General features: G+C 65.8%; 19 protein-coding genes. 15 read left to right on the plus strand and 4 right to left on the minus strand.

All coding sequences use genetic code 11. The features are described from left to right. The first annotated feature begins 725 nt into the window (after positions 1–725). The 8 genes from A5777_RS09870 (at position 726) to A5777_RS09905 (ending at position 8,625) form a co-directional block, all read left to right on the plus strand. Positions 726–947: a hypothetical protein gene (locus A5777_RS09870; protein WP_156529339.1), complete on the plus strand. Its 222-nt coding sequence runs from the start codon at positions 726–728 to the stop codon at positions 945–947. Next, complete coding sequence (locus A5777_RS09875; protein WP_064862532.1) at positions 947–1,396, plus strand: hypothetical protein; 450 nt, start codon at positions 947–949, stop codon at positions 1,394–1,396. Before A5777_RS09870 ends, A5777_RS09875 begins: the two co-directional genes overlap by 1 nt. A 4-nt stretch (positions 1,397–1,400) precedes the next feature. Continuing rightward, on the plus strand, positions 1,401–1,679 hold the full coding sequence (locus A5777_RS09880; RefSeq protein WP_064862533.1) for a hypothetical protein: 279 nt from the start codon (positions 1,401–1,403) through the stop codon (positions 1,677–1,679). Positions 1,680–1,762: 83 nt separating this feature from the next. Continuing rightward, positions 1,763–2,194, plus strand: coding sequence for a hypothetical protein (locus A5777_RS09885; protein WP_156529340.1), 432 nt, complete (start codon positions 1,763–1,765; stop codon positions 2,192–2,194). A gap of 105 nt (positions 2,195–2,299) precedes the next feature. Continuing rightward, positions 2,300–2,617 carry a hypothetical protein gene (locus A5777_RS09890; protein WP_064862535.1) on the plus strand — a complete coding sequence of 106 codons (318 nt, stop codon included), beginning with the start codon at positions 2,300–2,302 and terminating at the stop codon, positions 2,615–2,617. 120 nt (positions 2,618–2,737) lie between these two features. Beyond that, positions 2,738–5,158 carry a phage tail protein gene (locus A5777_RS09895; RefSeq protein ID WP_064862536.1) on the plus strand — a complete coding sequence of 807 codons (2,421 nt, stop codon included), beginning with the start codon at positions 2,738–2,740 and terminating at the stop codon, positions 5,156–5,158. 108 nt (positions 5,159–5,266) lie between these two features. Further along, positions 5,267–6,778, plus strand: a complete 1,512-nt coding sequence (locus A5777_RS09900) for a transglycosylase family protein (protein WP_197502338.1) — start codon at positions 5,267–5,269, stop codon at positions 6,776–6,778. A gap of 875 nt (positions 6,779–7,653) precedes the next feature. Beyond that, a complete protein-coding gene (locus tag A5777_RS09905) occupies positions 7,654–8,625 on the plus strand; it encodes a GmrSD restriction endonuclease domain-containing protein (RefSeq protein WP_064862538.1) in 972 nt (323 codons plus the stop codon). A 40-nt stretch (positions 8,626–8,665) separates the two neighbouring features. On the opposite strand, the gene A5777_RS09910 is transcribed toward A5777_RS09905, so the two are convergent. Further along, complete coding sequence (locus A5777_RS09910) at positions 8,666–9,541, minus strand: aldo/keto reductase (RefSeq protein WP_064862539.1); 876 nt, start codon at positions 9,539–9,541, stop codon at positions 8,666–8,668. Positions 9,542–9,636: 95 nt separating this feature from the next. On the opposite strand from A5777_RS09910, the gene glgX reads away from it, so the two are divergent. Continuing rightward, on the plus strand, positions 9,637–11,859 hold the full coding sequence (gene glgX / locus A5777_RS09915; RefSeq protein ID WP_231895010.1) for a glycogen debranching protein GlgX: 2,223 nt from the start codon (positions 9,637–9,639) through the stop codon (positions 11,857–11,859). Between the two features lie 29 nt (positions 11,860–11,888). Here glgX and A5777_RS09920 read toward each other — a convergent pair whose 3' ends face one another. The 3 genes from A5777_RS09920 to A5777_RS09930 all read right to left on the minus strand — a co-directional run bounded on the left by A5777_RS09920 (position 11,889) and on the right by A5777_RS09930 (position 13,680). Next, a complete protein-coding gene (locus A5777_RS09920; protein WP_005206430.1) occupies positions 11,889–12,443 on the minus strand; it encodes a peroxiredoxin in 555 nt (184 codons plus the stop codon). After that, positions 12,440–12,901 carry a DUF3052 domain-containing protein gene (locus tag A5777_RS09925; RefSeq protein WP_005206429.1) on the minus strand — a complete coding sequence of 154 codons (462 nt, stop codon included), beginning with the start codon at positions 12,899–12,901 and terminating at the stop codon, positions 12,440–12,442. The genes A5777_RS09920 and A5777_RS09925 overlap by 4 nt, the downstream gene beginning before the upstream one ends. Positions 12,902–13,065: 164 nt before the next feature. Beyond that, complete coding sequence (locus tag A5777_RS09930) at positions 13,066–13,680, minus strand: hypothetical protein (RefSeq protein WP_231895011.1); 615 nt, start codon at positions 13,678–13,680, stop codon at positions 13,066–13,068. A 191-nt stretch (positions 13,681–13,871) separates the two neighbouring features. Here A5777_RS09930 and aceE point away from each other — a divergent pair, with 191 nt between their 5' ends. The 6 genes from aceE to A5777_RS09960 all read left to right on the plus strand — a co-directional run bounded on the left by aceE (position 13,872) and on the right by A5777_RS09960 (position 22,515). Continuing rightward, positions 13,872–16,766 (plus strand): pyruvate dehydrogenase (acetyl-transferring), homodimeric type, encoded by a 2,895-nt coding sequence (aceE, locus tag A5777_RS09935; protein ID WP_051993867.1) that lies wholly within the window; start codon positions 13,872–13,874, stop codon positions 16,764–16,766. Between the two features lie 93 nt (positions 16,767–16,859). Continuing rightward, positions 16,860–18,110 carry a PucR family transcriptional regulator gene (locus tag A5777_RS09940; RefSeq protein ID WP_197502339.1) on the plus strand — a complete coding sequence of 417 codons (1,251 nt, stop codon included), beginning with the start codon at positions 16,860–16,862 and terminating at the stop codon, positions 18,108–18,110. Between the two features lie 195 nt (positions 18,111–18,305). Further along, positions 18,306–19,202 carry an ACP S-malonyltransferase gene (locus A5777_RS09945; protein ID WP_064862544.1) on the plus strand — a complete coding sequence of 299 codons (897 nt, stop codon included), beginning with the start codon at positions 18,306–18,308 and terminating at the stop codon, positions 19,200–19,202. Positions 19,203–19,361: 159 nt separating this feature from the next. After that, a complete protein-coding gene (gene acpM, locus A5777_RS09950; RefSeq protein WP_005206424.1) occupies positions 19,362–19,673 on the plus strand; it encodes a meromycolate extension acyl carrier protein AcpM in 312 nt (103 codons plus the stop codon). Continuing rightward, a complete protein-coding gene (locus A5777_RS09955; RefSeq protein WP_005206423.1) occupies positions 19,670–20,941 on the plus strand; it encodes a KasA/KasB family beta-ketoacyl-ACP synthase in 1,272 nt (423 codons plus the stop codon). The genes acpM and A5777_RS09955 overlap by 4 nt, the downstream gene beginning before the upstream one ends. Positions 20,942–21,072: 131 nt before the next feature. Next, positions 21,073–22,515 (plus strand): acyl-CoA carboxylase subunit beta, encoded by a 1,443-nt coding sequence (locus A5777_RS09960; protein WP_064862542.1) that lies wholly within the window; start codon positions 21,073–21,075, stop codon positions 22,513–22,515. Positions 22,516–22,682 lie beyond the last annotated feature (167 nt).

Below are 22,682 nucleotides of genomic sequence, written 5' to 3' on the forward strand. Positions count from 1 at the left end.
TCGGCCCTGAGATCGTCTCTCCCGTGCTGGTGCTGGTCGGCGAGCGGTTGCCGGTCGTCGTCCGGTTCGGGCGTTGGCGAGCGCGTGAGCGGGTGGTGAGGCATGGTGGAGCGTGGACGAGTAGGTGGGGGTGGGACCCCTCCCCGGTCCGATCAGCCAGGCCCCCCCCCGTACTGTCAAAATCCGCGTGAGACCCCCATAAGGGCACTATGCAAGACTGCATAATCGGCCCTGACCAGCGGGTTTAGGCCCTGAGAGCCCCGGAGCCGCACCGCCACCGCGGGGTGAGCCACGACGCCCCCACCAGCACAGATGCGCGAGACACGTTGTCGCGCAACGCCTTTCGCCATACCCGCAGGCCAGACCCGCGGCCCACGCCGAGCCGCCGCCTTCGCGGGGTCACCACCCGCCGCCCTCGCGGCCCTGAGACGCCCGCAGGCACCCCGGACCCCACACCGACACCCGAACCGCACGAAAACCCGCGAGCGGCCCGCTCAGACCGCAGGAACGACGGCCGCACGGCGACCCGACCGGCGCGCCCGGACCATCGAGACGCACCCGCCCACCGCGGGGTGACCGTAGCCCAGCCCGTAGCCGGTCAGTTGGCACGGTTGACGTCAACCGAAACCGAGATCGGTTGCAGCACAGAGTAGTTCGGCGTGTCACTTTTGACAGACATGGGAGGATGGACCCACAAGCCGGGGACGAACAAGGGAGACCCACCGATGCCCGAACAGAGCGCAACCAAGCACCTCGACCTCGCGGAGAGCCAACTCGCACAGGCCGAAGAGCTATTCGGCGAAGGGCTGAAGGGCATCGGGTCGTTCAACGAGGTCCGCGCCGAGCGTCTGCTACAGACCGCGGGGCTGCACCTGGGCATCGCCACGGCGAAGATGAACGAGGCGCCGTTCGACGCGCTGAACAACATCACCGACGGCGACGCCTGATGACGACCAAGCGCAAGCCCAGCGGCGTAACCGGCGCCGCGCTACGACGGCACTACACCGATTGGGCACGTGAGGAAGGCGTCGACCTCGACCCGAGCGACCACGCGCTCATCGAGCGACTCGCGGTCGCAACCGACCTCGCCCGCAAGCTCGAAAGCAGCATTGCGAAGACCGGGCCGGTCGTCATCACGCCCGTGACCGGAGCGGAGAAACCGAACCCCTTGCTCCCCTCGCTGCGCGGTCAGACGGAACTCGCGGCCAAGCTCATTCACACCCTTGACCGGCGTATCAGCGACGCGGCGTCGGGCACCCCGGCCCACACCGGCGGGGTACAGCCGTTCACGGTCCGAGGGCAGTACGACAACACCGCCAAGACCGGCACCACCGATGACGACGCGGTGAGCATCGCCCGCAAGCCCAGCCGCACCCGACCGAAGAAACGGACGTAGCACGTTGGCACGCAAACGCAGCACCGCACCCACGGCGCCGACCGCAGCGCCGAAGCCCGAACCGCGCACTGAGGCCGAACTTCTCGCCGCGATCCCGGTCGAACCGAAGAACGCGGAGGAGTTCGCCGCCGCCTACGACGGACATACGGCCCGGTGCATCAGCACGCGGGAATGTTCCTGTAATCCGTTCGCGGAACACCCGCGGGTGGTCGCCGTCGAGGAGTGCGTGCCGTGGCGGCATTGGCGCGATGATCTCGCACACCGTCGATGGTTGGCCGCGTGACCGACCACCGATTGCGGGTGCCCGCCGAGTGCAGCCGCGGACACGAATTAACCCCGCGCACAACGCATGTGCGACTTCGCACCGTGAAAAACGTAATCGTGCCCGTCGGGTGGGAGTGCCTGCGCTGCCTGCGCGCGGATTGTTTTCGCGCGCACTTCGGCCGTGACGCGATGGTGCCGGATCACGTGCTCGACGAGACGTGTTTTCGCCGCCAGCCGCGGGGTGATGGCAACAAGGGCCGTGACGGCGAGGCGTGGCCGGATCACACACAGGGACGTTGGTGGACGCGGGTCGACTTTGCTAGCGGTTGGCAGTTCACGGACGCCGACCCCACGCCGGAACTTCGCGCCGAGCGCGAGGCAGCACAGCGCGCACGCATCGCACGGGAGTTGGATGAACTAGAGCTACGCGACGCCCGTCAACGGCGCGAACAGCGACGGGCCGAGGCCGAGCAGGCGACGGACGCGATCAGGGCCGCAATGTCGGCCGCGAGGGGCGGTGTGTCCGTTGCGTGAGAGTGCGTGTCGCGCACGGTCGGCGGGGTACGATGGGAACACCCTCGATACCCGCCATGCCGATCGCGTAACCCAGGTCATCGCCGCGGGGTCGGGGGTATTTTCATGCGCCTGATCATCGCCCTATTCGGGTTCGAGGTCGTCGACGTCGAGGTATCGAGGAGGAACCTCGACGACGTCGATCTATCGGACTACGAACTCGGCAGCGACACCGAGAGGGCCGACTATGGCGCGTGGCGAGATGACGTGTTCGACGAGGACGCCGAACCACGGCCAAGGATCATCGCCGCCGGTGCCCACCGGGCACGTCGTCGCCGCGCGCCCGTGATCGCGATCGGGACCCGACACCGCAACGGGCCGGTTGACGTCAACCCAAAAACTAAGGGCACCAACGGGTTCGGGTTCGGGTCGTCGATCCGGTGACACACCGCTGATCGGCGGGAGTTTTGACAACGTCTGAGACAATGGTCTCGACGGCGCGGGAGCATGAAACCCCGCGCGACCGGGGAGGGTCAAACGTCGTTGATTAGGTGACCCCTCCACATGGCAAAGACATTCGCCGTCGGCGAAGGCGCCGTCAAGCTCGTCCCCAACTCCGCCGGGTTTCATAACAAGGCCCGTCGCGAACTCGCCGCCGACCGACTGACCGCGAAGGTCGACCTACGGGCCGACACCAGTCGCTTCGCGAACGAGACCAAAACCGCGCTCGGCGGGCAGGACTTCCGGGTTAAGGTCGCCGTTACGCCGGAGGTCACCGAGGCCGCGTGGACCAAGTTCGAGGTCGACGTGAACCGTCGTCTGCGCCGAATGGACCTGCGCGTCGAGGTCTCGCCGTCCATCAACGAATCGGCCTACCGGGCAACGCAAGCCCGTTTGCGCGCACTCGCACAGAACCAAACCTCAACGATCACCACACGTCACCGCAGCGTCGGCGGGGACAAGGACGGCGGTCTGGGAGGCCTCGCGGGCAGCGCCGGAAAGATCGGACTCATCACCGCGGCCGTCGCCGGACTCGGCGGTGCGATCGGCGTTGCCGGTGGCGCACTCGGCGGACTCGCCGTCGCCGGTGCCGGAGTCGGGATCGCCTTCGCGGCGATGGCCGGAACCATCGCGCTCGGCATGGACGGCATCAAGGAAGCCGCCGCCACCGCGCAACCCGCGCTCGACTCGCTCAAATCCGCGGTGTCCTCGACCTTCGCGACCGAAATGCAAGCCGGGTTCGCGTCGCTCTCGACCCTGATGTCGGGGATCACCCCGCAGGTGCAGGGCATCGCGTCGGCGGTGTCCGGTGTGTTTAACGGAATCGCCTCGACACTTGCCGGGCAGATGCCCGCCATACAAACCGCGCTCGGCGGGGTCGCGTCGATGGTCACCGCGATGGGGCCGGGCATTCAGTCGATGGTTGGCAGCTTCGCGCAGTTCGGCGCCCACATCGCGCCCGTCATGGGTCAAGTCGGAACCGCGCTCGGTTCGATCGCATCGAGCGTCGGCGCCGTGTTCGCCAACCTCGACCCCGCGTTCTTCAGCGGCCTCGTGACCATGCTTCAGGGACTCGCCCCGCTCATCGGCGGATTGCTGAGCGCGTTCACCACCCTCGCAACGGCGGTGATGCCCGCGTTGGGGCCGTTGTTCGCTCAGTTGGGGACGTCGCTTCAGGCCATCGCACCCGCGCTCGGCGTGCTCGGTTCGAGCCTCGCGACCGCACTTACGCCCGTGCTACCGGTTCTCGCGCAACTGATCTCGGCGTTGGCGACCGCGCTCGCCCCGTTGCTCCCGCCGCTCTCGGCAGTGCTTCAGACCGTCGGGACCGCGCTCACCGGACTTGTCCAGGGACTCGCCCCGGCTATCGGGCCGCTCGGCGAGGCATTCGCCTCACTGATCGCCGCCGCGGCGCCGTTGGTGCCCTTGGTCGGTCAGGTCATCGGGCAGTTGGTCGGCGCCTTCGCGCCCGTGCTTCAGCAGATATTCGCCGCTCTCGCGCCGGTCATCTCATCGCTGGTCGGTGCGCTGCAACCCGTTCTCGCACAACTCATCCCGATCATCGCGCAGGTCGGGCAGACCATCGGCAGCTACTTGGTCCAGATGCTGAACATGCTCGCCCCGTTGTTGCCGCAGATCGTCGGCGCGATTAGCGGATTGCTCGGCGCACTGTTGCCGCTCATCCCTCCCCTGTTGCAAGTCGCCATGTCGTTGTTCCCGAGCCTTGTTCAGATCATCGGGGCACTGTTGCCCGTCGTCGTCCAGGTGATCGGCATTCTCACGCAGCTTGTCGGAATCATTGTCCCGATCCTCATCCCCGTCATCCAGCTACTCGGCGAGATCATCGGCGCCGTGTTCGCAGGCATCGCGACCGCGATCAAGTGGGCCGTCGAGAACGTCATTACCCCCGCGCTGAAGTGGCTCACTGACCGATTCGAGGACGTCAAAAACGGCGTGACGACTGTTGTTAAGTGGATCGGCGATAAGTGGGACGGGTTTGTCGATCTGATGAAGGCCCTACCCGGCAAGGTGACGTCGGCCCTGTCCGGCCTTTGGGACGGCGTCAAGTCCGGCCTTGCAACCGCGCTGAACTGGGCGATCGACAAGCTCAATTCGTTCATCGGCCTACTCAACAAGGTCCCCGGCGTCGACATCTCGCCGGTGCCGCACGTGTCATTCGCGACCGGCGGTTACACCGGCGACGGCGGCAAATACCAGGTCGCCGGTGTGGTGCATAAGGGTGAGTACGTCGTGCCACAGGAAGGCGTCACGCCGGAGTCAATGCCCCTACTCGCCGCGCTGCGCGCCGGGTGGGTGCCGTCGGCCGAGTTCCTGCGCGGCATGTTCGGCGATCTCCCTGGCTACGCCGACGGCGGCGCGGTCGGTTACGGCCTGCCCGCGGGGTCGTCCGGTGGTTTCCCCGATTGGATCAAGCAACTCGGCGCGGCCCACGGGGTCACCCCGAGCACCTACAGCGGACATTAGGAAAGCGACCGGCAGGAGGCCGGATACGCGCCGAACCCGCAGCACCTCAATCGGGGCGTCGACTGGTCGGGACCGGCTGATAAGCTGCACGCCTTTGCCCAGTACATGATGGGTGTCGCCGCGAAGGACCCGGCCGTCGAACAGGTCATCTTCCAGGACCCCTCGACGGGTCAGCGCTTCGGGTGGGCCGGTCGATCCGACGTATCAAACACCGGTTATTACGCCGCGGACTATCCGGGCCACCAAGATCACGTGCATACGCGGTTCAACGCTGCGCTTGGCGCCAACGCCGCAGCACCGACCGCCGACCCGACCGCAGGCGCCGCAGCCGCAGCGGCCGGAGCCGGGTCGACCTTCAGCGGCAAGACCAGCGGCAAGCTCACGCCCGAGTTCGACAAGGGCACACCCACGCTCGACGAGGCGATGAAGGACCCAAAGCTCACCAAGGTTTTCGTGGTGAACATGCCGTCGGCGTGGAACTTCACCGCCGACACCAGCGGCACGTCCGGCGGATCGAGCGGGTCGCCGTCCGTGTCGTCGAGCCCCTCGACGTCGACGCCGAGCAGCGCACCGAAGGCCAGCAGCGTCGACACCATCGCCCTGAAGAAGAACCCCGACGGCACCTACTCGGCCGTCGACCCGGAGTGGAACAAGCTCATCCAGCGGGAATCGGGTGGACGGGCCGATGTCGTCCAGGGGATCAGTGACGCCAACTCCGGCGGCAACGAGGCGTCGGGGTTGTTCCAGATCGCAAAGGGCACGTGGGCCGCGAACGGCGGCACCAAGTACGCGCCGACCGCCGGGCAGGCAACCGCCGAGCAACAGGCCGAGATCGCGGCTGCCATCTTCAACAAGGAAGGTGGCTCTCCCTGGGGTTCGGGTCTCGCAGGCCGCGAGTCCGACGACAAGCTACGCGCCGGGATTCAGCGCAGCAAGGGAGCGCCGTCGGCACCCGTGCCCGTCGAGGTCACCAACCCGGCACCTGCTGCGCCGTCGGCACCCGTGCCCGTCGACACCACGCCGAGCACGACGCCGAGCACGACGCCGAGCACGCCGACCACGCCGAGCGCAGCGCCGACGACCTCGACGTCGCAGCAACAGACACAGCAAGAGTCGATGCTGAGTCGGTGGATGAAGGATCAGTTCGCCGCGGTCGTCGGCACCCCGAAGACCGACGGTTCGGGCAACGCCTTCCAGATGGACCCGAATCAGCAACTCGGCATCGACACCGCGAAGAGCTTTGCCACACACGCGCCGCTGGGCATCGGCGGGCCGCAGTTGTCGACGATCGGCAAGAAGGCACCGGCGGTCGCCGAGATCGGGGCCGGGATCGCCAAGGCAGCACCGGCCTACGCGGCCTTGCTCGCGGGTAACCCTGCGCCCCTGCTCGCGCAGTCCGGCGAAGCGCTAGCACAGTGGGGCGCCAAAACGGCTACCGACTTCGCGAGCTACATTCCCGAGGCCGCGCCGGGGATGCTCGAATCCCTGTTGTCCGGTGTCGCCGGGCCGCTGGTCGGAACCATTAATACTGGAGCCTCGACCGATCAGGTGATGAGCACAATGCAAGACCTTCAAAACCGGCAGGCTCGCCGGACGAAGATGGGGCGCGGTCGTGGATGACGGCAGAAAGAAACCCGCTCGCGTAAGAGTTTTGGGTTGCGCTCCCTCATTGGCAAGGTCGGCGACTCAGCGCAACGATACCGGAGGCACCCATGACGACACGCCGAACACCGGACCCGGACCGGAGCCCGCAGGCTTACGTGGCGCATCTGAGAGAACACGATCTCGACTCGCGGTTGCGTCGGCAAGACCAGCGATATTCGTTCAGCCGCTACGCACCGGCGCCCGAGGACAGTGAAGCCCGACGCGGTCGCTGAGGACAGCGAAAGGGCCGGTAGGCAACCCCAACCCACCGGCCCCCGTCGGAGTCGTCCCCGACTTGGAAGAACCCCACCGGCAGGTTCGCCACCGGTGGGTTCTTTGTGCGGGTGACCGGGCCGCTTGGGTCGGTGTCGGCGATCAGCAACGGACCGGGGAGATCGCGCAGGAGACGCCGACACGCTCACGGTATGGCGCGTCGTCGGGGGTTGTCCAAACTTGGGTTTCCAGTCCGCAGCCAGTCCGCAGCCAGTCCGCAACCAGTCCGCAGAACGCGGCGCAAGCGAAAGTAGACGCCGGTAACGAATACGGCCGATTACGCACTACCGCAACGGTATTCGGTGAAATAGGGCCGATGCCCGGTAACGCCCGGTAACGCCTGTTTTCGCAGATAGCGGAACTTACACACCAGCGGTCAGGGGTTCGAATCCCTTTGCGCGCACCGTCACATCCTTGCCGGCCTCCGGCCGGTGTGCACCCACTGTGTTTGAAAGAGATTCACGCGGGCGCACCCATCAGCATCCCGGCAGTGTGATCCCAGCAGCGTGATCAGGGCATCTCACCTCCGCGCCCACTCGCTCAGGCTCGCTGTCGGTACCGGCTGATACGTTTCCGCCATGCTGATCAACGACCGGCCGATCGACGGCACGCAACACGACGGCAGGCAACACGACGACGCGCGGAACGTTCGCGCCTCTCGATGCGCCGACATCGTCTGGCCCATCGCGGTGACCGTGCTCGCCGCAGGCGCGCTGGTCCCCGCCGCGACGGCACACGCCGCGCCCGCGCCGGTCACCCCATCTCAGGTCGCTGAGTCGAGCGCGCGCACGACGCTCGAGTCGCTCGCAGTAAAGGGCCGCGCACCGAAGACCGGTTACGAGCGATCACAGTTCGGGCAGGCATGGTCCGACGACGTCTCGGTCGCCGACGGCCACAACGGGTGCGACACTCGCAACGACATCCTCCGACGTGACCTGTCCGGCGTGACCCTCAAACCCGGAACCAACGGATGTGTGGTGCTGTCGGGAACGCTCGACGATCCGTACGCGCGAACGTCGATCGCCTTCACGCGCGGCTCGGCGACGTCGTCGAAGGTCCAGATCGACCATGTCGTCGCGCTGTCGGACGCGTGGCAGAAGGGCGCGCAACAGCTTTCGGCCGAGCAGCGCCGCAACCTCGCCAACGATCCGCGCAATCTGCAGGCCACCGATGGCCGCACGAACCAGGCCAAGGGTGCCGGCGATGCCGCGACGTGGTTGCCGCCCAACAAGTCGTATCGATGCACCTACGTCGAGCGGCAGATCGCGGTCAAAGCCATCTACCACCTGTGGGTGACGGCCGCGGAGAAGCAGGCCATGATCCGCATCCTGTCGAATTGCTCTGCACCCGAAGCTGATTCACCCAAGCCAGCCCCGGCCCCGCAGAGCGCTCCGCCAGAGGCCGCCGCCCCGCCGCAGGTCGCACCGTCGAACACCACCTACGCCAACTGCGCTCAGGCGCGCGCTGCCGGCGTAGCGCCTCTGCACCGCGGGCAGCCGGGCTACTCCGCGAAACTAGACCGCGACGGAGACGGCGTCGCGTGCGAATGAGCTAGGCACGACGGCTGCGCAGCACGTTGAGCCTGCGCGCTCAGTCAGGCGCGCCGAGGTTCATCTCGTCCGGGTGTATCCCCACCCGCTGACCGTCGTCGAGAGCGGCGATCCGAGCCATGTCCTCGTCGTCGAGTTCGAAATCGAACACGTCGATGTTCTGCTTGATGCGATCGTCGTGCACCGACTTCGGGATCACGATCAGTCCGAGCTTGATGTGCCAGGCGAGGACCACCTGGGCGGGTGACCGTCCTAATTTGATCGCGATGTCGCCGATCGTCGGGTCGGACAAGACGGTGTTGGGCTTGGAGTTGGGACCCCACCCCGACCCCGACGTTCCGCCGAGCGGGCTCCACGACTCGATCGCGATTCCGTGCTCCGCCGCGAACTCGCGCAGTTCGCGTTGCTGGAGGTGCGGATGCAGTTCCACCTGGTCGACGGCGGGCAGCACTCCCCCGCGATCGATGAGCCATTGCAGGTGATGCGGCTCGAAGTTGCAGACGCCGATCGAGTGCGCCTTACCGTCGGCAAGGATCTTCTCCATTGCGTCCCAGGTGCGCAGCAGTCGGTCACGATCCTGCAGCGGCCAGTGGATCAGGTACAGGTCGACGTAGTCGGTTCCGAGCGCGCGCAGACTGGTGTCGATCGCCGCGAGAGCGCGGTCGTACCCGTGATCGGAGTTCCAGAGCTTCGTCGTGACGAACACCTCTGAGCGCAGCACCGACGCGGAGGCAATGCCCTCGCCGACGCCCGACTCGTTGCCGTAGGCCGCGGCCGTGTCGATGTGTCGATAGCGGGCCTCGTCGATCGCGAATCGGACGGCGCGCTGCGCCTCCTCCGGAGTCGACTGCCACACCCCCAGTCCGAGCTGTGGGATCTCGATGCCTGAATTCAGTTCGATGAGGGGAGCACTCATCTCTCCGGTCTACCAGAGGCAGACGCCCTGTCGGCCGCATCGTGGCACACCGCCCCGCGCCCGCCCTGCTCACGTATCGTCACCGTCAGTGTCGCGTGACCGCCGGCCGCGGTCGCCTCGCCGCGCTCACTCGACGAGAAGGGACGTTGATGACCGGGACCATCTCCCCCGGCGATCCGTCGATCCTCGGAGCGACCGTCACCGACCGCGGAACCAACTTCGCCGTCAGTTCGGGCGGAGATGCGGTGTGGCTCTGTCTCTTCGACGACGCCGGCGCCGAGACCAGACTCCTGCTCCCAGGGCGCGAGATCGACGTGTGGCACGGCGTCGTCGACGGCGTGCGTGCCGGAACCCGATACGGATTCAGGGTCGACGGCCCCTTCGCACCCGAGCGCGGTCGGCGCTACAACCCTGCCAGACTCCTCCTCGATCCCTACGCCCGACGCATCGTCGGGGACGTGGAGTATTGCGACGCGCTCCTCGACCACGACGTCGACGATCCCTCACGTCCCAGTGCGCTCGACTCGGCACCGTTCGTGCCGCGCAGCGTCGTCGTCGAGCAACCGCCACAGGCAACGACCGCCACTGCACCGGGCCCGCGCCGACCGGCGTCGGAGCTGGTGATCTACGAGGTGCACGTCCGCGGGTTCACGCAGTCCCACCCCGACATTCCAGCCGAACTCCGAGGCACATTCGCCGGACTCGCACACCCGGCCGCGCTCGACTACCTGACATCGCTCGGGGTGAACGCCGTAGAGCTGCTTCCGGTGCATCGCAGCGTGTCCGAACGCGAACTCGCCCAACGGCACCTCACGAATTACTGGGGTTACAACACCATCGGCTTCTTCGCCCTGCACAACGCCTACAGCGCCGCCGACCGCGCCGGCCGGGGTGACGAATCCATCGCCGAGTTCCGCCACATGGTCGACGCTCTGCACGGCGCCGGGATCGAGGTGATCCTCGATGTCGTCTATAACCACACCGCAGAAGGCGACGACTCCGGCCCCACACTGTGCCATCGCGGCCTCGACAATCGCGCGTATTACGTGCTCGACCCGGACGACGGCTCGTACGTCGACACCACCGGATGCGGCAATTCCGTTGCGGTGGCGCACCCGACGACGCTGCGCATGGTCACCGACTCCCTACGCTACTGGGCGTCGCTGGGCGTCGACGGATTTCGCTTCGACCTCGCGCCCACCCTTGCGCGTCAAGGCACCGACAGTGCCCGAAACGATTGGGCCCGAAACGATTGGGCCCGAAACGATTGGGGTGGTGGACCTTTCGACCCCACTGCAGCGTTCCTTCGGGTACTCGGCCAGGACGACGTGCTGTCGCGGGTGCGGCTGATCGCCGAACCCTGGGACGTCGGTCGAAACGACAGTCATCAACTCGGCGCATTCGGTCCGGAATGGGGCGAGTGGAACGACCGCTACCGCGACAGCGTCCGCGATTTCTGGCGCAGCCACGAGGGCCTGCTCGCACCGATGGCACGACGCCTGACCGGCTCGGCCGACATCTTCGGGGGCCGTCGTCACAATCCTGCAACGGTCATCCGACGCCGCGCGGCGTCGATCAACTATGTGACGTCCCACGACGGTTTCACACTGCACGATCTCGTGTCCTACGAACGCAAACACAACGCGGACAACGGTTCCCACAATTCGGACGGCACCGACGACAATCGGTCGTGGAACTGCGGAACCGAAGGGCCAACCGACGACGAGGCCATCGTCGCCCTACGACGACGTCAGATGCGCGCCATGCTCACGACGCTACTGCTCTCTGCGGGAACGCCGATGCTGCTCGGCGGCGACGAGCGAGGCCGAACGCAACGCGGCAACAACAATGCCTACTGCCAGGACGACGAGATCAGTTGGTTCGACTGGACCTCGGGCGACGAGGCGCTCGTCGCCTTCACCCGCGACCTCATCTCACTGCGCCTGCGTCACAGCGCCCTGTGCCGGGCGGCGGTCGAACTCTCCGACGCGCCCGACTGGTTCACCCCGGAAGGCACACCCATGTCCGACGACGACTGGCAGGACGAGGCCGCGCGCAGTGTCGCATGGTCGCTCAGGCCACCGCAATCGGCCGGGACCCGAACACTTCTGGCGACCAACGATTTCGTCGTCCTACTGAACTCGTGGTGGCGGGGCGTCGACTTTGTGCTGGCACCTGTTCTCGCACAACAGAAGTGGGACGTCGTGGTCGACTCGTTCGCACCCGACGCGCCGTCGTCGATCGTCGACTCCACATGTCACGTCCGGCCGCGATCTATCGTCGTTTTGCGTTCTGTGGTTCCACGCTCCGGCGGATAATGCGCCTCCGCAAAGTCACTCGGCGCCGCTCACTGCGTGGCTGCCGCGGCGAGCGCGATCTCCCAATGGGTTTCGGTCCGCGCCTCACCGGGCCCCACGACGTCGCGAAAGACGATCCGGCCGTCACGCCCGACGAGAAATGTCCCGCGCTGGGCAAAGCCACGACTCTCGTCAAACACCCCGTAGCTCCGTGCGACCTCACCGTGCGGCCAGAAGTCGGAGAGAATCGGGAAGAGGAAACCCTGCGCCGACGACCACACCTTGTGTGTGGGCGGCGGTCCGACCGAAACAGCAACTGCCGCAACCTCATCGTTGATGAACCGATGATAGTGGTCGCGAATGAAACCAAGCTCTCCCTGACACGTTCCGGTGAAGGCGAGCGGAAAGAACACGATGAGCACCTGACGCTCTTCGAGCAACCGCGAGAGGCTCACCCGCTGATTGTTCTGATCACGCAGCTCGAAGTCGGGTGCGACGTCGCCGACTGACAACACGGCTTGCGGCTGGGTTGGAACAACATCGGTCGTCGCCACATCGGTGGCGCGAGCAACCGAATCGACCTCGGAGGTCGAGTCGTCGCTCATGCTCGCTTTCCGGACCGCGCCTTCGGCTGCACCAGGCGTGAACCCGACCATTCACCCAAACTCACGACGTTGGTCTGTGTGAGCCCGGCCGTCGGAGCGGCCTCGGCGATCTCACTGGGATCGACATACCCGGGGTTGCCGGTCTTGGGTGACACGACCCAAACGTATCCGTCGTCGGCGAGCGGTGTGATGGCGTCCATGAGCCGATCGACGAGATCACCGTCGTCATCGCGCCACCACAGCCATACGACGTCGACCACGTCGATCGCGTCCTCGTCGAGCATCTCGGCATCGATCGCGTCCTCGATGTCGGCGCGCAGGTTGTCGTCGGTGTCCTCGTCCCAACCGAGTTCCTGCACCATCATTCCGGGCGCGAACCCGAGTTTCTGGGCGTTGCTGCCCTCGGAGCTACTGCCCCCGCTGCCCTCGGAGCCATTGCTCCCTGTGGCGGCTACCACCGCGTGTCGACCTCCTACCGGTACGTTTTCAGATTTCATCGCTTCTCAGCTTACGAGACAGCGTAGTGGACCTCAGTGCAACACGAGGACACTCCGCGCGCCAACTGGCGACACGAACTCCGACACCACCCGAACGGAGGACATGACCCAGACCAGGGAAGCCGTCAGCCCGTCGGCCGCGGCGACGATGTGGCCGGTGCCGACGAGCCGGGGTTCGACTGGGGCGCCGCGGTCGCCGATGTCGCAGGAGGTGTCGGGAGGTAGGCACGGCAGGTGTCGAGCACCGTTCGCCTGTCACCCGTCCAGCGGGTCGACGCAGAGTTCAACTGGGCGGTCTGCCGGCGGCCGATCACATCGCCCAGCGCGTTGCTGCTGGTCACGAACGATGCGACGACGGTCCCGAGGTCACCGGGAACCTCGGCTGTCTGTTTGGGCTTGACCATGTCGGTGCCCGCGATCATCGCGGCTCGGGCTTTGTCTCCGAGGTCGCCGACCTTGTCGTAGGACTGCACCTCGTTGAGCCGCGCGACGAACGCGTTGTACCCGCGCAGCATCACGACCATCGACTTCGTCGACGCCTCGCACAGTTCCGCCCCGGCCCTCAGCGACTGGGCCTGGCGGGACGTCGACACATCAGATCGATAGGCCGCGGCCTCTCCCGGCGCGGGACCCGCGCTGCCCCCGACCGCCGAACAGCCCTGCACCGCGAACGTCGTCAGTGCCGCAGCGAGCAGCATCAGACGCGTGCCCGTTGCGCGGCACAGCAGTCCTCTTGTCATGTCTCCCCCACGGCTGTTTCCCCGACGGCCGTCGCCCATATCTGGCACCAAACACCGAAACGCTACCGCAGGAGGCGTCGACGATCCCGGGCAAGACCGTCCAGACCGGTGCCAAGCGACGTGACATGGGGCACGATATGGATGGACGACGGAGTCCGCACACCAACGCGACCCGTCGCCGAATTGTCGTCATGCCGGGCACCACCGTGCCCAGGCCAAACGAGGGAGTGGGCATCACCGTGACCGAACAGGCAGCCAGCACCAACACCGGAACCACCGACGTTGGGAGCGGGACCGCAGACGCGTCGAACAACGCTGCCGCGTCGAATCAGGTCGGCAGCCAGCAGACCACCGGGGTACGCGTCATCCGCGAAGGAGTCGCCTCGTACCTTTCCGACAACGATCCCGAGGAGACGAGCGAATGGCTGGAGTCATTCGACACACTCGTCGCCGAACAGGGTCCTGCACGTGCGCGCTACCTGATGCTCCGACTACTCGAACGCGCAGGTGAGAATCGGGTCTCGATTCCGGCCCTCACCTCAACCGACTACGTCAACACCATCGCCACCGAGAACGAGCCGTACTTCCCCGGCGACGAGGAGATCGAGCGGCGGTTCCGCAACTACATCCGCTGGAACGCCGCCATCATGGTGCATCGTGCGCAGCGGCCAGGCGTCGGCGTCGGCGGCCACATCTCGACGTACGCGTCGTCTGCCTCGCTCTACGAGGTGGGGTACAACCACTTCTTCCGCGGACTCGACCATCCCGGTGGCGGCGACCAGGTCTTCATCCAGGGGCATGCCTCACCGGGTATCTATGCGCGCGCCTTTCTGGTCGGTAGGATCAGCGCCGATCGCCTGGACGGTTTCCGTCAGGAGCACAGTCATGCCGGGCTCGGCGGCGGGTTGCCGTCGTATCCACACCCCCGGCTCATGCCCGACTTCTGGCAGTTCCCGACCGTCTCGATGGGTTTGGGCCCGATGAATGCGATCTACCAGGCCCGCTTCAACCAGTATCTGCACCACCGCGGCATCAAGGACACTTCCGACCAACACGTGTGGGCGTTTCTCGGCGACGGCGAGATGGACGAGCCGGAGTCACGCGGACTTCTCCAGTTGGCCGCGACCAATGCGCTCGACAACCTCACCTTCGTGGTCAACTGCAATCTGCAGCGCCTCGACGGTCCTGTGCGCGGCAACGGCAAGATCATCCAGGAACTCGAGTCGTTCTTCCGCGGCGCGGGCTGGAACGTCATCAAGGTCGTCTGGGGCCGCGAGTGGGACGAACTCTTCCACAACGACAAAGACGGCGCGCTGGTCAACCTGATGAACGCGACCGCAGACGGCGACTTCCAGACATTCCGCGCCAACGACGGCGCCTACATCCGAGAGCACTTCTTCAACCGTGATCCACGCACCAAAGAACTAGTCAAAGACTGGTCCGACGATCAGATCTGGAATCTCCACCGCGGCGGACACGACTACCGCAAGGTGTACGCCGCGTACGCGGCAGCGATGGCGCACAAGGGGCAACCGACCGTCATCCTCGCGCACACCATCAAGGGCTACACGCTCGGTCCGCACTTCGAGGGCCGTAACGCCACCCACCAGATGAAGAAGCTGACCCTCGACGATCTCAAGGCGTTCCGCGACCACACCGAGATCCCGATCAGCGACGAAACCCTCGAAGCCGATCCCTACCTGCCCCCGTACTACACGCCGGGGCCCGATGCGCCCGAGATCGAGTACATGATCGAGCGGCGCAACGCGCTCGGCGGATTCATGCCCAATCGGCACACCGCTCCGAAGGTCCTCAAGGCCGATACCGGCCGGATGCTGCAGACGATGGCAAAGGGCTCGGGCAAACAGCAGGTCGCCACCACCATGGCACTGGTGCGGGTCTTCAAAGACCTTCTGCGCGACAAGGAAATCGGCAAGCGCATCGTGCCGATCATTCCCGACGAGGCACGCACGTTCGGGATGGACTCCTGGTTCCCCACCCTGAAGATCTACAACCCGTTCGGACAGCTCTATACCTCAGTCGACGCCGACCTGATGCTCGCCTACAAGGAGAGCCCGGACGGCCAGATCCTGCACGAGGGCATCAACGAAGCCGGATCTGCAGCATCTTTCACCGCCGTCGGCACGTCGTATGCGACGCACAACGAGCCGATGATCCCGCTCTACATCTTCTATTCGATGTTCGGTTTCCAGCGAACCGGCGACAGCTTCTGGGCGGCAGCCGACCAGATGACCAAGGGCTTCATCATCGGTGCGACCGCAGGCCGGACGACGCTCACCGGAGAGGGTCTGCAACATGCGGACGGGCACTCGCCCCTTCTCGCGGCCACCAACCCCGCTGTGGTGTCCTACGACCCCGCGTTCGCTTACGAGCTCGCGCACATCGTCGACGACGGCCTGAGGAGGATGTACGGCGAGGATCAGGAGAACATCTACTACTACCTGACCGTCTACAACGAGCCCATCACACAACCGGCGGAACCCGAGAACCTCGACGTCGCGGGTGTCCTCAAGGGCATGTACCTCTTCCAGCAGGCGCCGTCGGACAAGCAGCTCTACGCCAACATCCTCGTCTCCGGCGTGACGATGCCCGATGCGTTGAAGGCCGCGGCGATACTCGCCGACGACTGGGGCGTCGGAGCGAACGTCTACTCGGTCACCTCGTGGGGCGAGCTTGCTCGTGACGGGATCGCGTTTGACCGCGCCGCCGTGCGCGAACCGGGCGTCACACACCCTGAGCCTTATCTGACCGAGGTACTAGCGCAGACCGTCGGCCCGTCGATCGCGGTCAGCGACTACATGCGCGGCGTCCAGGAACAGATCCGCGCATACGTTCCGGGGACCTATCTGACGCTCGGCACAGACGGTTTCGGGTTCTCCGACACGCGCCCCGCTGCACGCCGGGTATTCAACGTCGACGCCGAGTCGATCGTCGTCGCGACGCTTGTCGGCTTGGCACGCGACGGCAACATCCCGTTCACCACCGCTGCAGAGGCCGCCGAGAAGTACCAGATCACCGACGTCCACGCAGCCAAGGTGTCCTACGCCGACACCGGCAGCGCCTGAGCGCAGCAGGGTCTCGGCGACGAGCGACGGTTCAGCGTCGAGGCCCGGCGACCTCGTGGTCGCGACTACATTGAGGGTGTGTCCGAGCCCAACATGACGCCCCCGCCCGTCGATGTCTTCGGCGCGCGGGGCGCTCATGTGCCCGCACCGGCAACCGTCCACGACGCACTGCCCGACACCCTGTTGCGCCGCGTCAAGCAGTACAGCGGCCGACTGGCGACCGAGGCCGTGCATTCGATGGCCGATCAGCTGCCGTACTTCTCCGACCTCGACGCCGCGCAGCGCGCGAGCGTGCAGTTGGTCGTCCAGACCGCCGTCGTGAACTTCGTGGAGTGGATTCAAGACCCCGAGGGCAACGTCAAGTTCACCGTTCAGGCGTTCCAGGTGGTTCCCCAAGACCTCGCACGACGCATCTCGCTGCTTCAGACGGTCGAGATGGTTCGCGTCGCCATGGAGTTCTTCGAGAAGTGGCTGCCGTTGCTCGCGCGCAACGACACACAACTACGTGCCCTGACCGAATCGGTGCTGCGCTACGGCCGTGAGATCGGGTTCGCCGCGGCATCGATCTACGCGTCGGCGGCGGAATCGCGCGGAGCCTGGGATTCGCGCCTTGAAGCGCTCGTCGTCGACGCCGTGGTCCGCGGAGACAGCGGACCTCAGTTGATGTCGCGCGCGGCGGCCCTCAACTGGGACTCGGATGCGCCTGCGACCGTGATCATCGGGGCGCCCCCTCCAGAACAGAACGTGTCGGTGCCGCTCGCCATCCACAACACGGCCAAACAGCACGATCGCGCCGCGCTGTCGGTCGTGCAGGGGTCGATGCTGGTGGCCATCGTCAGCGGACCGATCGTGACGAGCGACGCCTTCGGCGCCGCACTTCTCGATCACTTCGCCGACGCCCCGGTCGTCATCGGACCGACAATGCCCAATCTGACCGCCGCCCACGCGAGCGCCAACGAGGCAATGGCCGCGATGGCCGCCGTCGACGGCTGGCCGAACGCCCCGCGTCCGGTACACAGCGTCGAATTACTCCCAGAGCGCGCGCTGAATGGAGACCCGTCGGCGACCACGGCACTCATCGATACCCTCGTTCGGCCACTCGCCAAGGGTGGGCCCACGTTGGCGACGACCCTCGAGACCTATCTCGACACCGGCGGCTCCGTGGAGGCGTGCGCACGCGAACTGTTCATTCATCCAAATACTGTTCGCTATCGCCTCAAGAAGGTCGCCGAATTGACCGGACGTGATCCAACACACTCCCGAGATGGCTATGTCCTACGCATCGCCGCCACAGTAGGACGTTTGACACACTTCAAGAACGAATCATCGTCACGAGCCACATGAGAAACATCGTTAACAAGACCTCCGTACCGTTTTCGCAGGCAGACGCGTTTTGGGCACATTTGTGTAACGAATCTCAGAGTGGTGACGATGGGATAGCCACTGAGGTCACCATTGTGGGAACTCCACAAAAACTCTCGTGAAGGTTCATCGACCTCAACACCCACAAATTCACGCCAGAGGGTGTTCTCTGGTCACGTGCTTTCCTTGCTAGCGCCCGGACAGGGCTCACAGACACCCGGCATGCTCGCTCCTTGGCTAGAGCTTCCCGGCGCGCGTGACCAGCTGGCCATCTGGTCCAAACTCGCGGGACTCGACCTCGAACGGCTCGGGACGACCGCAACTGCCGACGAGATCACCGACACCGCGGTCACCCAGCCGCTCGTCGTGGCGAGTGCGCTTCTGGCGTTCAACGAGTACGCCAAGAACCACGAGCTACCCGACGATGCTGTCGTCGCGGGCCACTCCGTCGGAGAGCTCACCGCGGCAGCCATCACCGGTGTGATCACCTTCGACGAGGCCGTTACGCTCGCCGCCGTGCGCGGCGCCCAGATGGCCAACGCATGCTCGCTGCAGCCGACCACGATGGCCGCCGTCCTCGGAGGCGACGAGCAGGAAGTCCTCGCACGTCTCGACGAGCTCGATCTGGTCCCGGCGAACCGCAACGCCGTCGGCCAGATCGTCGCAGCCGGTGACGTCGCAGCGATCGACGAACTCATCGCCAATCCGCCCGAGAAGGCACGCACTCGCAAACTGGCTGTCGCGGGCGCCTTTCACACGCGCTTCATGGAACCGGCACGCGACGCCGTCGCGCAGGCGGCCGCGTCGATCACCCCCTCCGACCCCACGCGCACGCTGCTGTCCAACTCCGACGGCCAGCCCGTCACTACGGGAACCGAGGCCCTGAGCAAGCTCGTCGAGCAGGTCACCTCGCCGGTCCGCTGGGATCTGTGCTCGGCCTACATGCGCGACGCGGGCACCGACAGCATCATCGAGCTGACGCCGGCCGGAACCCTGGTCGGCATCGCCAAACGCGAACTCAAGGGTGTCGGTTCGGTGGCACTCAAGGTCCCCGCCGACATCGAAAAGATCTGACCGAGAAAACCTGACCGAGAAGGTCGACAAGCTTGGATAGCGGTCGCGCTCATCCGCGACCCCCGGAAACCGGATGAACCGGTTGTCCAAACATCAGTGGCCACGCGCCAGCGATGTTCCGGAGTTCACATTCACAAGCACAACGAAGGGAACCACACAGTGGCTGCCACCCAGGAACAACTCATCGCCGGCATCGCCGAGATCATCGAAGAGGTCACCGGCATCGAGCCGTCCGAGGTGACCATGGAGAAGTCGTTCGTCGACGATCTCGACATCGACTCGCTGTCGATGGTGGAAATCGCCGTGCAGACCGAGGACAAGTACGGCGTGAAGATCCCCGACGAGGACCTCGCGGGCCTGCGTACCGTCGGCGACGCCGTCTCGTACATCCAGAAGCTCGAAGCAGAGAACCCCGAGGCTGCGGCCGCGATCCAGGCACAGGTCGCGTCCGATCAGAAAGCCGGCTCGTGACCTCATCGCTCCGCGATTACTCCACGCTGGGGGGCAACTTCCCCAGCGTGGTGGTCACGTCGATGGTTGCTTCGACATCGCTCGGTGAGGACCTCGATTCGACCTGGAAGGGTCTTCTCGCAGGCGAAACCGGCATTCGTGAGCTGACCGACGACTTCGTCACGAAGTACGGTGAGCTCCCCTGCCGCGTCGGTGGCCGGATGGTCAAGGACCCAGCGGAAGAGGTGACCCGGATCGAGGCACGTCGCATGGCGTACGTCGAGCGCGTCGCCCACGTCATGAGCAAGCGCCTCTGGGCGCAGGCGGGCGAGCCCGAGGTCGATCCCGATCGGTTGGCCGTTGTGATCGGCACCGGACAGGGTGGCGGTGACGCGATGGTCGACGCCGTCAAGGCAATCGAACAGTCCGGCAACTACCGCAAGGTGTCGCCGCTGGCCGTCTCGATGGCCATGCCGAACGGTCCCGCGGCGGTCGTCGGACTCAACATCGGCGCCCGTGCGGGCGTCATCACCCCGGTCTCGGCGTGCTCGTCGGGTGCTGAGGCGATCGCGCATGCATGGCGTCACATCGTGCTCGGTGAGGCCGACATGGTGGTTGCCGGCGGCGTCGAAGGACACATCGATGCGATCCCTATCGCGGCGTTCTCGATGATGCGCGCGATGAGCACCCGCAACGACGACCCGGCAGGCGCTTCGCGCCCGTTCGACAAGGATCGCGACGGCTTCGTCTTCGGTGAGGCCGCAGCCATGCTGATCATCGAACGCGAAGAGCACGCCAAAGCACGAGGTGCGCATATCCACGCGCGCATCCTCGGTGCGGGTATCACGTCGGATGGCTTCCATCTGGTCGCACCTGATCCGAGTGGTCAGGGCAACGCGCGGGCGATGACCCGCGCTATCCAGACGGCGGGCCTGCAGCCCTCCGACATCACCCACATCAACGCTCACGCCACCTCGACCCCCATCGGCGACACCGCCGAGGCAGCGGGTATCGCGGCGGCGATCGGCAATCACGCCGCCATCTACGCGCCCAAGTCCGCTCTCGGTCACTCGATCGGAGCGGTCGGTGCGCTCGAGTCGGTGCTGACCATCAAGAGCGTCGAAGAGGGCGTGATTCCGCCGACACTGAATCTGGAGAACCTCGACCCCGAGTGCGGCGATATCGACGTCGTGCACGGCGAGTCTCGGTATGGGCAAATCGATTACGCCCTGAACAACTCGTTCGGATTCGGTGGACACAACGTGGCATTGGCCATCGGTCGCTACTGAGTAGTACCCCGACCGGTCACGCTACCGGCCGCGACGTCGACCTCCGGTGTAGTACCCATACACCGGAGGTCGACGTCGCGGTCGGCGCCACCACACCTCCCCAACTCGCAACGCAGCAGTAGGAGACAGCGATGACCACACTGGCGCCCATCACCGGCCACGAGGACGCGGTCGATCCCCGCGATCCGATGCTGCGACTGACCAACTTCTTCGACGAGGGCGCCCTCACGCTCCTCCACCCGCGTGACTCTTCAGGTGTGCAGGCAGCGATCGGACTCGTGCACGGCGTGCGCACAGTCGCCTACTGCACCGACGGCACCGTCATGGGCGGCGCGATGGGCATCGTCGGATGCGCACACATCGTCAACGCCATCGACACCGCCCTCGCAGAACAGGCCCCGGTCGTCGGGATCTGGCACTCGGGCGGAGCTCGCCTCGCCGAAGGCGTCGAAGCACTGCACGCCGTCGGCGGAGTGTTCGAGGCGATGGTGAGGGCCTCCGGCTACATCCCGCAGATCTCCGTGGTCGTCGGCTTCGCGGCAGGTGGCGCGGCATACGGGCCGGCACTGACCGACGTCGTGATCATGGCTCCCGCCGGACGTGTCTTCGTGACAGGCCCCGACGTCGTCCGCAGCGTGACCGGCGAGTCCGTCGACATGGAGTCGCTCGGCGGCCCGCACACCCACGGCAAGAAGTCCGGCGTCAGCCACATCACCGCCGACTCCGAACCCGACGCGTACTGGCGTGCACGACGACTCGTCTCGACGTTCGGCAAACAGGGCCACTTCAACCGAGAGCAGGCAGAAGCAGGCGACTCCGACCTGCGGGCTCTGCTACCCGAATCTCCACGACGCGCCTACGACGTCCACCCCATCGTCGCGAAACTCCTCGACACACAACTCGCCGCCGATGGTGAGACCGAAGTGTCGAGTTTTGAAGAGCTACAAGCGAAGTGGGCTCCCAACATCGTCATCGGCTTCGGCCGACTCTCCGGCCGCAGCGTCGGCGTCGTGGCCAACAACCCACTGCGCATGGGCGGCTGCCTGAACTCCGAAAGCGCCGAGAAGGTCGCGCGTTTCGTGCGCCTCTGCGACGCCTTCGGCATCCCACTCATCGTCATCACCGACGTCCCCGGCTACCTGCCCGGCGTCGACCAGGAGTGGAACGGCGTTGTTCGACGCGGCGCAAAACTGTTGCACGCCTTCGCCGAATGCACCGTGCCCCGCGTGACCCGCAAGATCTACGGCGGCGCCTACATTGCGATGAACTCACGCTCGCTCGGCGCGACCGCCGTATTCGCCTGGCCCGGCTCCGAAGTCGCCGTCATGGGCGCAAAAGCCGCCGTCGGCATCCTCCACAAGAAAGCACTCGCCGCCGCGCCAGACGACGAACGCGACGCACTCCACGAGCGTCTCGCCGTCGAACACGAACAGATCGCAGGCGGACTCGACCGGGCACAATCGATCGGCGTCGTCGACGAGGTCATCGACCCCGCCAAAACCCGCAGCATCATCGCCGAGGCTCTCGCGTCCGCCCCCGCGCGGCGCGGGAGACATAAGAACATACCTTTGTGATTTGGCGGCGACTCCGTCGCCGCGTGTTGGCCGGCCGGTCACTACCGCTCCCTCACGCCCTCCAGACCAACGCGATTCGGCCCCGGCAGTAGGCGGGTTCACATGATCGTCGCAACACTCTCAGGTGAGAGGTTGCGGCGATCATGTCGTTTCAGGAGGACTGTGTT

It is taken from the genome of Gordonia sp. 852002-10350_SCH5691597, assembly GCF_001665715.1.
GTDB lineage: Bacteria > Actinomycetota > Actinomycetes > Mycobacteriales > Mycobacteriaceae > Gordonia > Gordonia sputi.